The organism is Pseudoalteromonas sp. TAP-3C (assembly GCF_059888565.1).
Map to the genome: position 1 here is coordinate 2,865,969 of NZ_CM187618.1, position 16,110 is coordinate 2,882,078.

Genomic DNA, 16,110 nt, shown 5'->3' on the forward strand with positions numbered 1-16,110 from the left:
GCTAAAAGTCTTTTAAGTCGTTTTTATTAAACACCAAAAGCGGTTCTTAATAAGTAGAAAATAACAATAGCAAGACCAGCACCAACTGGCAATGTAATTACCCAAGAAACTACAATGTTTCTTACAACACCCATATTCAGTGCGCCAATACCACGTGCCATACCAACACCCAACACCGCGCCCACCAAGGTTTGTGTTGTTGAAATTGGTAACCCCGTACCCGATGCAATAACAACGGTAGATGCAGCGGCTAATTCAGCAGCAAAACCACGACTAGGTGTTAAATGGGTAATGCCTTCACCTATGGTTTTAATTACTTTTTTACCTAAAATAGCCAGGCCTGCAACAATACCAATGCCACCTAAAGGTAAAATCCACCATGCAAGCACAGCTTGTTTAGCTATTTGACCATGGTTTTCAACAATATTAACAACAGCAGCAAGGGGTCCAATAGCATTAGCAACGTCATTTGAGCCATGAGCAAACGCCATACAACACGCAGTCAGCACCATAAGCACAGCAAATACTTTTTCTACGTTATTAAACTGCATTTCTTTATCTGCTTTGGGGTCTATTTTTAGCCGAGCAATGGCAATTTTACCTATGACTGCTACAACCACAGCAATAGCAACAGCAAGTGCGTATCCCTCAACAGCCCCCATATTTATACCAATATGTTTAAGCCCTTTTTTTATCGTCACAAGCGACATAATAAAGCCTGCTAATCCCATATAAAAAGGCACAAAGCGTTTGGCATTTTTAAGCGGAGCGTCAGTATCAAAAATCAGTTTTTGTGCGCTCATAAATATTAAATAGGCGATAAAGCCAGAAATAGCAGGGGTAACAATCCAACTACCTACAATACCAGCAACCTTAACCCACTGAATAGCCTCACTACCAACAGCAACTAAAGCAAACCCTATTATTGCACCAATGATTGAATGCGTAGTCGAAACCGGCCAGCCTAAAAACGAAGCAATAAGCAGCCAAGCACCCGCTGCAAATAAAGAGGCAATCATACCTAAAACCATCAGTTCAGGAATGTCGGCAAATGGTGCAGCATCAATAATCCCTTTACGAATTGTTGATGTAACCTCACCACCGGCTAAATAAGCACCTGCAAACTCAAAAATCATAGCGATAAAAATCGCTTGTTTAATCGTCAGTGCTTTAGACCCTACCGATGTACCCATCGCGTTGGCAACGTCGTTTGCGCCAATACCATAAGCCATAAAAAAACCGACTGCAGCGGCAATTAAAATTAATAGCGTGCCGTAAGATTCAATGATATCCATTGTATAACCCTAATCTTTCGTATTTGAACTGATTTTAAATTAACGAGCTAACATCAGCTCAAGACGAGACCCTACGCGCTCTGCAATATCAGCAAGCTCACCAACCCATTCAATGATTTTGTATAAAAACATCACATCAACGGGGTTAAGCTCACCTTCTAATTTACGAAGCGCGCGGCGTATTTTGATTTGCATTTCATCCGTGTCTTGTTCTATAGCATCCAATTCTACGAGCATTTTTTCAACGAGCGTTACTTCTCTGCCTCTAAAGCCCGTTTCTAATAGTTCTTCCAACTCATTAATCGCTTTAGAGGCTTGTTTAGTTGCATCCACACAGCGTGTCACATAGGCCAAAAAGTCTACTTGAATCTCTTTTGGTATGATCATCTCACGACCAATTACACGCCCAGCAATGTCTTTTGCTTTATTCGCAATTTTGTCTTGTTGGGTTACTAATTCGAGCAAGTCGGTACGCTCTACCGGCATAAATAATCCGCCCGGTAAATGTAAACGAATATTACGTTTCATTTCATCCGCTTCACGCTCTAAATTACGAATAGTTAAACGCAGCTCTTCAGCTTGTTGCCATTCTTCTTTAAAAACATGATTAAAAAAAGGTATCAAAGTTTTACTCGCTTGATGAGCCTTTATTATGTGTTCTTCAATTGGTTTGATAGGAGATTTAGCAAAAACCCCTAAAAAGTTGGTTGGCATAACTAACCCTTTAATCAATTTAACGTGCTATTTTTGCGGATTTTACAGCATTAAACTCGATTGTGAACGCTTTTTATTGTGCAATTGCATCTTCAAAAATAAAAAAGCGGCATAAGCCGCTTTTTCTTATTCGTTATTGATTTGTTTTATTTTAACGATTTTTCAATATCTTCTTGAGATGTATGACGAATATCTTTGCCATGTACAAAATAAATAACGTATTCAGCAATGTTTTGACAACGATCGCCAATACGCTCTAATGAACGAACTGACCATATTAAATCCATTACTTTGGGGATTGAACGCGGATCTTCCATCATATACGTCATTATTTGACGAGTGACGGCCTCATACTCACGGTCAATTTTGGCATCTTCTTTGTGTACTTTAAACGCACATTGCGCATCCATTCGAGCAAATGAATCAAGCACATCGTGTAGCATTTGTGACACTAACCGCCCCATATTTTCAATATTAACCAATAAATGCTGTTGATCTTTAGTGAATGAGTCCAGTGCAACTTTAGCAATACGCTTTGCTTCATCACCAATTCTTTCTAAATCAGCAATGGTTTTAGCAATTGCAATCACTAGGCGTAAATCGCTGGCCGCCGGTTGGCGCTTAGCAATAATACGAGTACATTCTTCATCAATACTCACTTCCATTGCATTGACTTTATAATCGTTCTCACGCACTTTTTGCGCAAGCGCTGCATCACTTTCGCTTACTGCATCAAGCGCACTATTTAGCTGTTGCTCAACAAGTCCGCCCATGCTTAAAACGTGATTACGCACTTTTTCTAGCTCTTGATCAAAACGACCAGAAATATGTTTACTAATATTATGTTCCATAATGATTCTCTTAAATAATTTATTGCTTTAGCATTTTAACCGTAACGTCCCGTAATATAATCTTCGGTTTTTTTCTTCGCCGGCGTAGTAAATAAAGTATTAGTATCAGAATACTCTATGAGCTCTCCCATATACATAAATGCAGTTTGATCTGATACACGTGCTGCTTGTTGCATATTGTGTGTCACAATAACCACAGTAAATTTATTTTTTAAATCATTAATTAACTCTTCAATTACCAAAGTAGATATGGGATCAAGGGCTGATGTTGGTTCATCGAGTAATAACACCTCGGGCTCTATTGCTATAGAGCGGGCAATCACTAAACGCTGCTGCTGACCGCCCGATAAGCCAAACGCACTGTCATGAAGCCTGTCTTTTACTTCATCCCATAATGCTGCACCACGTAATGATTGCTCAACCACTTCATCGAGCTTACGCTTTTCTTTAATCCCTTGAAGACGAAGGCCATACACTACATTTTCATAGATTGATTTAGGAAATGGGTTTGGACGCTGAAACACCATACCTACATTACGACGCAGCGCAGCAACATCAACGCTCTTATCGTAGATATTTTGTCCATGCAATAATATTTCACCTTCGGTACGACAGTTGTCGACCAAATCATTCATGCGGTTAATACAGCGTAATAAGGTTGATTTACCACACCCCGACGGGCCGATAAACGCCGTTACTTGGCCTTTTGGTATGTTCATATTAACTTTACTCAGTGCTTGGTTATCACCGTAGTAAAGGTTGAGATCTTTAATCTCTAGCGCTGTTTGTTCGTCGGTTAAATTATTTAAATCTAACTTCAAGCTTGGCTTTGCTTGGTTTACTTGTGGAGCGACTGTAATCATGTTTGTTACCTATACTAAATTAATGCTCAAGCGATCTGAATTTTTCACGTAAGTGGTTACGTATTCCAATGGCTGTGATGTTAAGGGTAATAATAACCGATACCAACAAAAAGGCCGTTGCATATACTAGCGGACGAGCCGCTTCAACGTTCGGGCTTTGGAAGCCAACATCGTAAATATGAAAACCTAAGTGCATGAACTTTCTATCTAAATGTATATACGGAAAATTACCATCTAGCGGCAACGTGGGTGCCATTTTTACCACACCAACTAGCATAAGTGGGGCAACCTCACCAGCAGCACGCGCAACAGCTAAAATTAAACCGGTCATAATGGCAGGGCTTGCCATAGGAATAATAATACGCCACAGCGTTTCAACCTTAGTTGCACCGAGTGCTAATGAACCATCGCGCACTGTGCTTGGAATACGTGACAACCCTTCCTCGGTTGACACAATTACCACTGGTAAAGTTAATATGGCCAAGGTCAGTGCCGACCACATAACACCAGGCGTACCAAACACAGGGGTTGGTGATGACTCTGGGTAAAATAATTGGTCAACACTACCACCAACCATGTACACAAAGAAACCTAAACCAAATACACCATACACAATAGATGGCACACCGGCTAAGTTAATAACGGCAATACGGATCATTTTGGTTATTGCATTTTTAGCCGCGTATTCGTGCAAGTAAATCGCCGCGACTACACCAAATGGCGTCACAATCACCGCCATCAACATAACCATAAACACAGTACCAAAAATGGCAGGGAATACACCGCCTTCGGTGTTCGCTTCGCGAGGATTGTCAGAAACAAACTTACCAAGCTGAATAAAATAATGGCCTAATTTAGCAAAAAAGCCCATATCGTTTGGAAACCACACATCCAGCACTTGATACAGCGGGATTGTCACTACTTCACCACGCATATCTTTTACGGTTACTTGGTCGCGTTTAGCCTGCTTGCGCAGTGCAAATAACTGTTTTTCTAACTCGCCGTATTGCGCACGTAAATCAGCGCGTGCTTTGGCAAGCTCTGCAACGCGCTCGTCGGTTAGCTCGTTATCAAGTAAATAAGCTTTTTCTTGTAAGCGTAAACGCTCTAACGAGTAGTTTATGTGGCCTATATCACCATTTTGTAAATCCAGCGCCTCATTATTTAAATCAACTGCTCGCTCTACAAGCTTATGTAAAACTTCAACTTTATCTGTTGTTAGCGTTTCACCATCTTTAATTACGCTCTCTACATAACCGTAAAAGTTTCCATTTTTACTACGCTCAAATACTGCTAACCCTTGTGGTGCTGCGCTTTGAGTGATGTCAGTTTCAAGTATCCAACGAAAATCTAAGTCAACGTATTCACGATTACCGGTTTTAATTAGTAAACGCTCAATCTCGTCTTTTTCAAATTTACTAACATCAATACCGGTTGCTGCTAAGCGCGACTTAGGCACTAATTCACGATCGTAAATTTCACCTATAACGGTTTGTTTAGCAATTGAACCTTCAAGCTCGTATTGCATTACCTGAGAAGGCCAAAAAAAGCTTAACCCTTTCCAAGAAATCATGGCTAATAAGCCAATAACTGAAATTAAACTGATGCTTACAGCACCACCGGTCATCCAAATCCAAGGAGAGCCAGACCTAAACCACTGTTTTACCATGTCGTGTTTCTCCACTTACATTGAGCTGTATTTTTCACGCAACTGCTGACGAACAAATTCAGCAACGGTGTTAAAAATAAAGGTGAATATGAATAATACAAAGGCTGCCAAGAATAAAATTCGATAATGCGAACTCCCCACTTCCGACTCTGGCATTTCAACGGCAATATTAGCGGCTAAAGTACGCATGCCTTGGAAAATACTCCAATCCATAATTGGTGTGTTACCGGTTGCCATTAGTACTATCATGGTTTCGCCTACGGCACGCCCTAACCCCATCATAACCGCAGAGAAAATACCAGGACTGGCTGTAAGTAATACTACTTTAACTAACGTTTGCCATTGCGTCGCACCCAGCGCTAACGAGCCATTTGATAAATGCTTAGGCACGCTAAATACCGCATCTTCGGCAATTGAAAAAATTGTGGGTATTACCGCAAAGCCCATCGCTATACCCACCACCAGTGAGTTGCGTTGATCGAACGTCATTCCTAATTCATTAGTTAAATATTGACGTACATTGCCATCAAACATCCAAAGCTCTATACGCTCACTCATTGCAAACGACAGCCAGCCTATAAACAGTACCACTGGAATTAATAAGACTGAGTGTGCCCCTTCAGGGATTTTATTTTTAATTGCTGCGGGTAAATTGGTTACCCCCAATGCCGTTGCTAAAATACCAAGTGGTAACAGCACAAGTAATCCCACAATAGCGGGCAAATGCTCTTCAATTAAAGGAGCCAACCATAAACCAGCTAAAAACCCTAAAATAACCGTAGGCAACGCTTCCATTAATTCAACTGTTGGTTTAACTACCTTACGTAAACCACTGGACATAAAGTAAGCGGTATAAATAGCGGCCGAAATAGCAATAGGCACGGCAAATAACATGGCATAAAACGCAGCTTTTAAAGTGCCGAATGAAATAGGTACTAGTGAAAATTTAGATTCAAAGTCGTCACTGGCCGAGGTGGATTGCCAAGTATAGCCCGGCTCTGGATAACCTTCATACCAAACTTCTTGCCAAAGCGCCGACCAAGTTACTTCAGGGTGTTCGTTTTCAATCTCTAAAACCGTTAGCTTATCATCGGCTAAAATTAACGCCGCATTTGCGCGCGGGGCAATAGCAAAGTTTTTAATCTCGCCTTCACTCACTTTACCTTGCCATAACTTAGCCTCACTAGTTGTATAGTAGACACCGAGCTCGCCGTTTTGACCTGTAGTAAAAAAGGTGCGGCGGTAAAACTCGGTCGCTATATTTAGCTTACTTTGTTTGCTGGTTTCAAATGCGCGAATTTTTTGAAACTCACGCCCTGAGTCAGTATTAACTTCAAACCACTGTGAAATTTCACCATTATCGTTAGCAAGCAATAATGAATTGGCACCCGCTAATAGTTGTGATGAGACAATATTGGCGTTTTCTTCGTTGGCAGATAATAATTGAATTTGCTCGACTTCACTTGGGTAGCGAGTGTCAAATACATGCATTTGATTCGCTGAACGAACAAATGTACGGGTAGTATCGGGCGATATTAATAACTCATCAACACGGCCATCAATATTAAGCTCAGTGCGCTCAACCTGCCATTCAACTTCGCCAGTAAACATGTTTTCTTGAGCTACAAAACTACTAAATACCACGCGTTTATCGACAGTGAGTGCAACAACGGCTGTTTTATCTTCGTAATGGCTAAAGGCAAAACGCTTAATGGCAGCACCTTGTTCATCAACTTCTAACGCCTTCTCACCCAATGGATAAGCTAAACGAGGTGTCAGCTCTCGCTTATTGTTAGGATAGGTGGCTAAAAATTTTGGCGCAACAATAACAACGCTACCGTTTTCAAGGCCATAAGCGAAATGCCCTTGAAAAGGAGCGCTTTTAGCAAAACTAGTAACGTTTGCTGGAAGCGTTATATCAAGGGTTTTAAGTTTTTTGCCAAAATTTTGTTTTTCAACACTGTAAAAATCAACTTGACCTTGGCGGTCTAGCAAATAGGCAACCTCAGTTTGTTCTTCAACACCTAACCCTAATACTTGCTCAGCTTGAGCAACATTAAAGCTATCGCGCTTTTCAACTTTAGCTGATTCAAAAATTGGTTGTACTACATAAAGAAGGTAAAAAAAGATTAATAGCAGGGCTATTAATACCATGATACCGCCTGCAGTTATGCCAAACTGGGCAAACCGATCTTTAAATAACCGGCTTCGATCCGTATTAAAAGTCGGTTTATTCGGATTTGAAGTCATCAAAACACCCTTATATCTTAACGTTGCGCGCATTATATTTCATCAAAGTGACAGTAATGTTACAGTCGTAATAATTAATATAAATCGTATAAACGTATTTTGTGTGTGTAATTGCCCGTATTGATAAACTAAATCAGTTATTAATTGGACAAATTATTTATCCAAGACAATACTAAATCAGCATTAAGTATCAAAACAGTAGAGTGACACATTTAAGGTACAACGTCCCTTTTGTAGTTAGCTTCTACAAACTTTAAAAAACGATTTACATCACAAAATTTCTATATTTTTTTGCTTAAAACAAGAGAACAATTATGAAGCAGTTGGTAATAACAATTTTAGGGGAAGATCGCCCCGGTTTAGTAGAAAGTATTTCATCCGTTATATTAGAAAATCATGGCAACTGGTTAAGCAGTAATTTAAGCCATTTGCTTGGCCACTTTGCTGGCATTATTCAGGTTGAAGTTGCAGAGGAGCATTTACAAGCATTTCAGGATGCGCTTAATGCGCTTGAAAAATTAGATGTCCGTATTGAAAAAGGTAATACTGAAATTGAGCCGGTCGAACTAGAACAGCTTAATTTTGTGATCACCGGGAACGATCGCCCTGGCATAGTGCAAGAGCTGGCAAGTGTTATTCGCCATAAAGGGGCTAATATTACAAACTTAAACTCACGCCAGCAAAGTGCCCCCAATTGGGGAGTGCCAATATTTAGTGCAGTCGCCACAGTGAGTCTTCCTAATGGGCTTAATAAAGAAGAAGTTATTAACGCACTTGAGTCAATTACAAGTGACTTAGTGGTTGATGTAGAGCAAAGTTAAATCAGCTCTATTATTTTTAACACGAAAAAGGCGCTAAATTTAGCGCCTTTTTACTTACATTCAAGCTTCTTTAGTTTACATATCGGCATGCCGATTAATACTTTGCATCATCTGTTTTAGCCCTTGCTGTTCTAACTCAAAAAGCTGAGCTAGTTTTTCTTTTGCCTCAGGAGACTGAGCTTTGTCGGCTAAGTAGCTATAAACATTGAGCACTTTTTGATGCTGTGTAGATAAATACGCTTGTATCGCCTGCTCATTTAAAACTTTGCTATGATCCAAGTTTGTAAAGTGGGTGATATGATTGTGCTCTAAAAAGTATTCATAGCAATAGGTATTTAAGGTGCTCATTTGAGTGATGGCTTTAAAACCAATCAAATCCTCAGCCAACTTTTTTTCATACTCAACACAATAATCAACTAATTGTTTATTATGCTCTTCGAGTAGATCCCCTACGCTAAAAAAATTAGCCGCCATTTGCATATGAAATTGAACGGTCCAATCGAACACTTCTTGGATTGTTTTTACTTGCATGCGTATCCCTTACTTTTAGTTTAATAACTAAATATATGCGTTAATCATGCCAGTAAAAAACATAATAAGATCAGTAGCTGTAATTAATTTGTGTAACTTGCAGCGATTTTTCCAGTACAAGTTACACACCCAATGTAAAAGTTATAGATCCCGCTTTCGCCATAACAAATACACGGCGGGGAGTACTAACAAGGTTAATACGATGGCGCTGAACATGCCGCCGACCATGGGGGCGGCTATGCGGCTCATTACTTCACTGCCAGTGCCGGTGCCATAAAGCACAGGTAGTAAGCCGATGATGATGGTGGCGACTGTCATCATTACAGGGCGTACTCGCAGGCCTGCGCCTTCGATAATGGCTTGTTTAAGCTCAATAAAACTAAGCGTTGTACCTGCTTGCTGCGCCTGAGCACATTTTTCTTGATAGGCTTGATTTAAATAAACTAGCATGATCACGCCAATCTCAACGGCGACCCCGGCAAGGGCAATAAAACCCACTCCCACGGCGACTGAGAAGTTAAAGCCTTCTAAGTACATGAGCCAGATGCCGCCGATCATTGCCAATGGTAGAGTAGCCATAATAATCGCTAAAGTGAGCGGTAATACATAAGCGAGCTTTTCTTTGGCGCGCTGCATATTGCTTAAATTCGCATCCGACGTTTCGACTAATAAATAGTAATGATTGGTCATTAAGCAAAAAGAATGGATCACCCAATTATAGCGCTCACAAACACCTCCTAAGGTTGTTAAAAACCCTTCAAAATCAGATTCCTCCAAATAGATAGGTTTTCTTTCATTCCCCCGTGAAGTTATGTGATATAACGCACCCGCAAACTCTAATCTGAGAGGCCTAGCCATCTTTTCACCTATCAATTTGTATAAATTAATATCTAAAGATTAGCCGTAACCAACAAAAAGGCAAGAAGAAAGACCTGACCCTGACGAATCTTAGAAACAGGCACGATTAACCGGTTTGATAGCCCAGGTAATTTTTCTTCGTATTGCCGCTGCGTTAAAGGTGCAAAATACAGCAATGGGAAAAAGAAAGGCGCTACAAATCAAAAGAATGGTAATCGTTATTTATCCTGGGCGTTTACTGAGGCGGCTAATTTTGCCATCAGATATAACCCAACAATCAAAAAATATTATCAACGTAAACTGGCTAAAACAAACAACGTAGTCGCGATTAAAACCGTTGCGCATAAGCTTGCAAGAGCGTGTTACCACGTGCTTAAAGACAATGTGCCATTTGATGAACATAAGGCTTTTTCTTAACGTCTATACAATGAATTTCAAATTTAAATGTTGGATATGCCCAATGTCTGAGCCATAAAGGGTTGGTTATGTGAAAACATAAACCACTGATTTGTTATTGCGCAGTGCATGCACACTGCCAAAAACTGGACTGATATTGGCACTAAACGATGACTGAGGCGAAAGCCAAGGGCCTTAATTAATCATCAATGATGCTTATTAAACCGCCTTAATTCATATGGGTGACTGGTGCATATTCACACCAATCGACGTCATTACTGGATGTATAGCCATATTTAAATTGAGTTTAAAAAGTAAGAACACTTGGTTTTTTGAATAAAAAGATCAAGAAAACACAGCTGCCTGCTTGATCGGAACTTTCTAATGGGTGACCCTATTCTTTGACCCTACTCTTTCATTTTTTGAATCACATTGATCCAGACTCAGACTGAGTAATTTTTTCCAGCCAGCCACCCCAATTTGGCACCAAACGGATTTTTTCATTGAGCCGCTACTCATTTGAAATCAACAAAAACTGATAGAGCAAACCTTCAATCGGTAGAATCCGAGGCTAATTTTCAATCCCTTTGGCCTCAAAAGCAGCCAAAAATAAAGCCCCGTGAGTGCGAGGCTTTGGATTCACAAAGAATAATTACTCTGAACTTCTAGTTTAAATAAGGTTACTGCTTAATCGTCATCGATCCAGTTAATTTACTTATATAAAGATATAAATATTAACCGTTGTAGCGTTGATAATTGTCGAACTCCCACGCACCAATTAGATTCAACTTATTTCCAATAACTTGCCAATTATCACTGATGCACTCGTCACAATAACTTTCTATTTTTTGTTTAATAAGATTAATGTCATATTCAAATACAACTAACATCTGTTGCCCAAAAAATGCTCTTTCTGTTTCATATTTATCCTTTAGCCAGTCAAATGTGCAAACTTGAATGTCAAATGACTCGGCCCCACTACTACCTTCAGGTCCAATCATAGCTCGTAAAATCAAACTGAAATTAGTTTCATTTTCAGGCCAATAACTATTTAGATCAAAATCTAAACTGAATAATTCTTTTAATTTTGCTTTCATAATTTAATCAATTATATCCAAGTGTCCATTACCAACAGGTCTTTCGCCTGCCATCGCTTTTCTTTCAAAGTTTGCCTGTACACCAGTGGTTGCGTGGGGGCTATTAGGCTTAGATGTAGGTGGCCTGTATACTTTTAAACCATCTTTACTAACAAGTGATTTACCATCACTAGCAACTCGACTTCCACTACCAACCCATGCTTCTCCTAGTTTTTGTGATTCAGCACGAGTGGCATCACCTAAGCCAAAATTTTTCTTACCTTGGGCTGCTTCTCGTAATATACCAATTTCTTTTCCTGTTTGAGCAGCTACTTTCGATGCTCTAATTAATTGAACTCCTTTTGATACTGCACCAACAATTGCACCACCACCAAATGATAAAGCATCTTCACCTGCGGAAGCCCAAAAACCAGCTCCCTCTCCATTGTAACCATCAGCCAAGGCCCCCATAACCATACTACCGTTGAAACCATTTCCTTGCAAAAACTGCCCTGTTTCATGAATCAATCCACCGAAAGCAGTTAAAGCATTCTGACCATCAGGATCTATGTATTTATAAGGATTATTATTTGCATACGCATAACGGTTGAAGTTGTGAACGTTTGAGAAACCAACAGGATCATTCGAGTAGAAACGTCCGATAACTGGATCATAGTATCGTGCCTGCATATAACTCAACCCTAAATCAGTGTCGAATTTATGCCCTGTGTAGCCTACGTCATCTTTCGGTGCTTCTATCGATTCACCAAATGGACGAGTGTGCTGACGGCTTTCACTCACTGTTTGCGGTGTTACATCACCGTACTTGGCAATCAGTTTTTTACCTAAGTAAATATAGTTAGTGCCGTTGCCTGTTATGGTCTCACCTTTTTCTCTATACAGTAATGTACCATCTTGGCTATACATTGAATAACTGGTGCCATTGCCATCAGTTTGTTTTACTCGGCGGTTATGGCCATCGTATAAATAACTATTGCCTTTTGCTGTGGTAAGTTGGTTGGCCGCATTAAAATCTAAACTGTATGCACCATTATGTTTTATATTTCCACGGTCATCATGCTTAATAGAGCCATAGCGCCCACTGACACCGGTTACTTTAAATAAACGATTTTTATCGTCATAGGTATAATCAAGTGTTTTATCTTTACTTTTGTAGTTAGTAATATTGCCAAAACCATCATAACGTAATGTGCTCGACCCAATTTTTGAGCCACCAGTAGTACTGATTAAGCGGCCGAGGCCATCATACTGTAAATCCGTTAAGCTATATGCGCTGTTTTGACCATCAATGATTGAGGTGACATTTGCATTGTTATCATAATCATAAGTCAATGACATAACCGTACTAGGCAGATTACTGCCACTAGGGCCTGTATCTTTTAACTGTTCAGGTAATAAGCTATCGTCATGTATTGTTGTTTTATGCTTAACACCGTTACCATATGTAAATGAGTTCAACAAACCATTTGCATAATATGTAGCGCTTTTGGCAAAGCTTAATGCAACGGTTGTACCGTTATAAGTTTGGGCTTCTGTTGGTTCACCGAAACTATTAGGCTTGAAATTTACAACCGTGCCATCAGGGTAGCTAATCATGCTACGTTGCTGTAAGTCATTATAAGTATACTTTAACGTTAATGGTAATTGAGTGCCAATGTATAGCTGCTCTTCTTCCAACAGGTTCTGGTTATTATACTCGTAGCGATGAATTACATTTCCCGCAGTTAGCGTTTTAATATTACCATTATTGTCTCGCTCATAAGTCACATCACCTGAATCGTCTGGATAGTCAATTGCCTGAAGTTCGCCTAAATTATCGTAGCTAAAAGAGGTGCTCAAAGCTGGTTGGGTTGTGCTACATTTGGTGTGAGTGACTCCTGCTTTACTCCAAACTAGCTTACCTAAAGCATTATGCTTATAAAGTGTATTACCCACATCTGGACGGGTTGTTAAACATAATTGTTTGTGATCATCGTAATAGCGATTTTCTGTGATTGTTTTCAAAGCCCCCGCTTTAGTTAACCCTTTTTGCGCAATCGAGTGAGTAAGGCCAAATACATCAATCTCAATTGTTGTAGTTACACTCTCGGGAGATTTAATTTCAATTGCACGTTCATAACTTGGTGAACCAAAAGCTTGATATTTTGTGGTGGTGATATTATGTTCAGCGTCAGTAAGCTGTATTTTATTACCTGCTAGATATTTATAATTAACAGTCCCAAGCCCACTTGTTGATATTGTTTTAAGTCGATTGATAAAATCAAACGTTTTATTGATTCCTTTTGTTTGACTGTTACAACTGCTTACACTGTCACTCCAATAAGATGAACAGATTTGTTGATTGTTTTTATCATAGCCATAGCTCTGGTGATACGTATTAGCACTATCTGATTTAGATAAACTGGTTAAACGTAGAAGACCATCATAAGTTTCAGTCTGTGTGAATCTCACATCATCTGCGCAAGTTTCACCGTCATCGCTGAGTTCACACGACTGTACAGTGCGAGTTAGAGTGCCATTAGCGTTAGTAGCCCAAGTATAAAGTGTATCTGCCCAGCTTTTCGTGTCTCCTGTATCGTTCTCTAAATCAATCGATTTAATATTACCCTGAGCATCGTATAGATAATGAGTAGTAACATCGTTATAGTCTGTACTACTTTTTATCCAGCCGTTATTATCTACAGCCTGACTCATGCTTATTGTAATATCTTTATAGCGAGATGGAACTTTAATTAATTGAGGTTGCCCACGATTATAATCTTTATACTCGATGAAGCGGTTTCCAACGCCTGTAGTTTTTAGAGAGTTAAATTCTACTCTCTCTAATTCTCCGTGATCGGTATATTTCGTAAAACGTTTTTTCCAAACACCAAGGCTCTTCTGCTCATAAGGAAGGCCTAAGTTATTGTATAGACCAGCTGATGTATAAGCGTTGTGGTAACTAATCTCAGATACTACTTGATATTTTTCATCTACATCTGTCTCTGACACTGAAGTGATTTTAGGTAGTCCTATTAGCCAGTTAAATAAGTTGTTATAATAACTTAATTTTGTAAACTTAGTTTTCCCTGCAAATACTTCTTTTATTTTTTTGGGCTTTCCATAAATATCATGGTCTAAATAATCAGTTGTGTAAGTGTTTCCATCTTGAATAATCTCCTTTTTAACCAATTTTACTTTTGTTGTTAAAGAATCAGGTATATCCTTCGGATAATCAAGAAATGTGAATTCACCTATCTCTGCTAATTTCTCATAAGTATAATTAATTTTTTTAGAGTCAGTATTACGTTTAAATTCTTGACTAATTAACTGCCCATGTTGAAATGATTTATCATTTTTATAAATATGGGACTCTGAATCCAAGCCCTTTGTAACGGTAACTTTAACAGTATTATTTGAATGATTCTGATAATTAAAAACCCAATTATCAACTGTTTTTACTGCATTTTTAGTTAGGCGAGTATGAAGGCGAATATTTGTGTTGTAGGGATCATTTTTAAGCTTATTAAACACTTTATACGCATAATCAATTGTCCCTCCCGAAGGAAGTTTTACTTGAGTTAATAAGTTAGGGCCTTCAAATTGTGGAACAATACCTGGGTCTTCATCTCTATATGATTTCTCACCTTCATATTTATATTTCCAAGTAGTTCCGTCAGGATTAATAACTTCCTCTAGATAATGTTCTAGCTTTCCAACATGGGCATCCAATTTATACTTATAATTCCACTCCCGACCATTGATAGTAATAGTATCAATTGAACCTCCAAAACCAGCACTATCTTGATAATCAAAATTAACTATTTGCTCCCCAGCAGCATCATTACGAGTAATTTTAGTTAGTTTTGTCGAGTATACTGGTAGTTTATATTTCGTTCTTAAGTTACCATCTCTGTCCCTAATTTCATAAAAACCATTACCAGTTTCATAACTGTAAGTTATTTTATTTTTGTGTAGGTCTTCAATTTTCGATGCAAATAACGTGTTATTCCCAGGTTCATTCCATTGATATAAAAGCCCTTGATAATTATAGGATGCACGCATTACATCCATTGTGTAAGTAATCCCTTGAGGTGACTTTACAATAAAACCTTCGCCATTAGAGGTACATGAAACTACCCAGTCAGAAGTTGTTACCCACTTTGTATTAGCTGGATATCGAGAACTAGTATCTGTATTTTTTAGTAAATTTTGAGCTGGTTGTCCTGGAATTTTCAATTGCATTCCAGCCCAATATTTTTTGGCTATTGGCATACCAGTATTTTTTTGCGAGGCCCGTCCATCTCCTGGATAAGGATTGTTACAAATACCCGTGCGAGTAGTACTAGTAACGTCAATGATATTATCAAACTCTTCTGGCTGCCAACCCGAAGTAATTCCCCACGGAGTGGTAGGAATAACAATGCGTGGAATTTCAAAATGCCAATTAACCATAGACCCTAAAGTAGCGTGGTAACCTAAAACACGTTCATTTAAGTTGTGACTTCGAGAAATAATAATATCCATACCACGACTTCCTGGTATAACTGCATCAACCGTTTCATAACTTAACTTACCGCTGAGATAGTTAATTATTTCACCAGTTGACTGTTGCTGCACCGTTTTGGAGTAAATATCTTTTGAGCCTTGATAATCTTCCTCTGAAGCTATTGAGTATTGATTTATAAAAAGCAATGTAAACAAGATTAACCTGCTTTTTCTAATGCAGTTCATAATGAGTTCCTTTACGGTTTGATGTAACTGAGTAGAGTCATTATCCATTAAA

General features: G+C 39.0%; 10 protein-coding genes and 2 pseudogenes. 2 read left to right on the forward strand and 10 right to left on the reverse strand.

Going from position 1 to position 16,110, the window contains the following annotated elements:
* Window positions 1-26: 26 nt before the first annotated feature.
* From AC6H44_RS13465 to AC6H44_RS13490, 6 genes are all read right to left on the reverse strand, one after another.
* Window positions 27-1,295, reverse strand: coding sequence for an inorganic phosphate transporter (locus tag AC6H44_RS13465; RefSeq protein WP_500736109.1), 1,269 nt, complete (start codon window positions 1,293-1,295; stop codon window positions 27-29).
* A gap of 39 nt (window positions 1,296-1,334) precedes the next feature.
* Window positions 1,335-2,009, reverse strand: a complete 675-nt coding sequence (locus tag AC6H44_RS13470; RefSeq protein ID WP_500736110.1) for a TIGR00153 family protein — start codon at window positions 2,007-2,009, stop codon at window positions 1,335-1,337.
* Between the two features lie 146 nt (window positions 2,010-2,155).
* The gene (phoU, locus tag AC6H44_RS13475) at window positions 2,156-2,860 is read right to left on the reverse strand and encodes a phosphate signaling complex protein PhoU (protein WP_500736112.1); all 705 of its coding nucleotides are present in this window, start codon (window positions 2,858-2,860) and stop codon (window positions 2,156-2,158) included.
* A gap of 35 nt (window positions 2,861-2,895) precedes the next feature.
* The gene (gene pstB, locus AC6H44_RS13480) at window positions 2,896-3,723 is read right to left on the reverse strand and encodes a phosphate ABC transporter ATP-binding protein PstB (RefSeq protein WP_500736113.1); all 828 of its coding nucleotides are present in this window, start codon (window positions 3,721-3,723) and stop codon (window positions 2,896-2,898) included.
* A 19-nt stretch (window positions 3,724-3,742) separates the two neighbouring features.
* On the reverse strand, window positions 3,743-5,392 hold the full coding sequence (gene pstA, locus AC6H44_RS13485) for a phosphate ABC transporter permease PstA (protein ID WP_500736114.1): 1,650 nt from the start codon (window positions 5,390-5,392) through the stop codon (window positions 3,743-3,745).
* A 15-nt stretch (window positions 5,393-5,407) separates the two neighbouring features.
* Window positions 5,408-7,642, reverse strand: coding sequence for an ABC transporter permease subunit (locus AC6H44_RS13490; protein ID WP_500736116.1), 2,235 nt, complete (start codon window positions 7,640-7,642; stop codon window positions 5,408-5,410).
* Window positions 7,643-7,956: 314 nt separating this feature from the next.
* Between AC6H44_RS13490 and AC6H44_RS13495 the strand changes: the two genes are divergently transcribed.
* Window positions 7,957-8,463, forward strand: a complete 507-nt coding sequence (locus tag AC6H44_RS13495) for a glycine cleavage system transcriptional repressor (protein WP_500736117.1) — start codon at window positions 7,957-7,959, stop codon at window positions 8,461-8,463.
* Between the two features lie 75 nt (window positions 8,464-8,538).
* Here AC6H44_RS13495 and AC6H44_RS13500 read toward each other — a convergent pair whose 3' ends face one another.
* Both AC6H44_RS13500 and AC6H44_RS13505 read right to left on the reverse strand, forming a co-directional pair.
* Window positions 8,539-8,994, reverse strand: a complete 456-nt coding sequence (locus AC6H44_RS13500; RefSeq protein WP_500736119.1) for a hypothetical protein — start codon at window positions 8,992-8,994, stop codon at window positions 8,539-8,541.
* Between the two features lie 141 nt (window positions 8,995-9,135).
* Window positions 9,136-9,630 (reverse strand): annotated as a pseudogene (locus AC6H44_RS13505) (efflux RND transporter permease subunit); the annotation flags it as partial.
* 309 nt (window positions 9,631-9,939) lie between these two features.
* Here AC6H44_RS13505 and AC6H44_RS13510 point away from each other — a divergent pair.
* Window positions 9,940-10,269 (forward strand): annotated as a pseudogene (locus tag AC6H44_RS13510) (transposase); the annotation flags it as partial.
* A 713-nt stretch (window positions 10,270-10,982) separates the two neighbouring features.
* On the opposite strand, the gene AC6H44_RS13515 reads toward AC6H44_RS13510, so the two are convergent.
* Complete coding sequence (locus AC6H44_RS13515) at window positions 10,983-11,345, reverse strand: immunity 8 family protein (protein WP_500736120.1); 363 nt, start codon at window positions 11,343-11,345, stop codon at window positions 10,983-10,985.
* Window positions 11,346-11,348: 3 nt separating this feature from the next.
* Window positions 11,349-16,106 (reverse strand): RHS repeat domain-containing protein, encoded by a 4,758-nt coding sequence (locus tag AC6H44_RS13520; RefSeq protein ID WP_500736121.1) that lies wholly within the window; start codon window positions 16,104-16,106, stop codon window positions 11,349-11,351.
* Window positions 16,107-16,110: the final 4 nt, after the last annotated feature.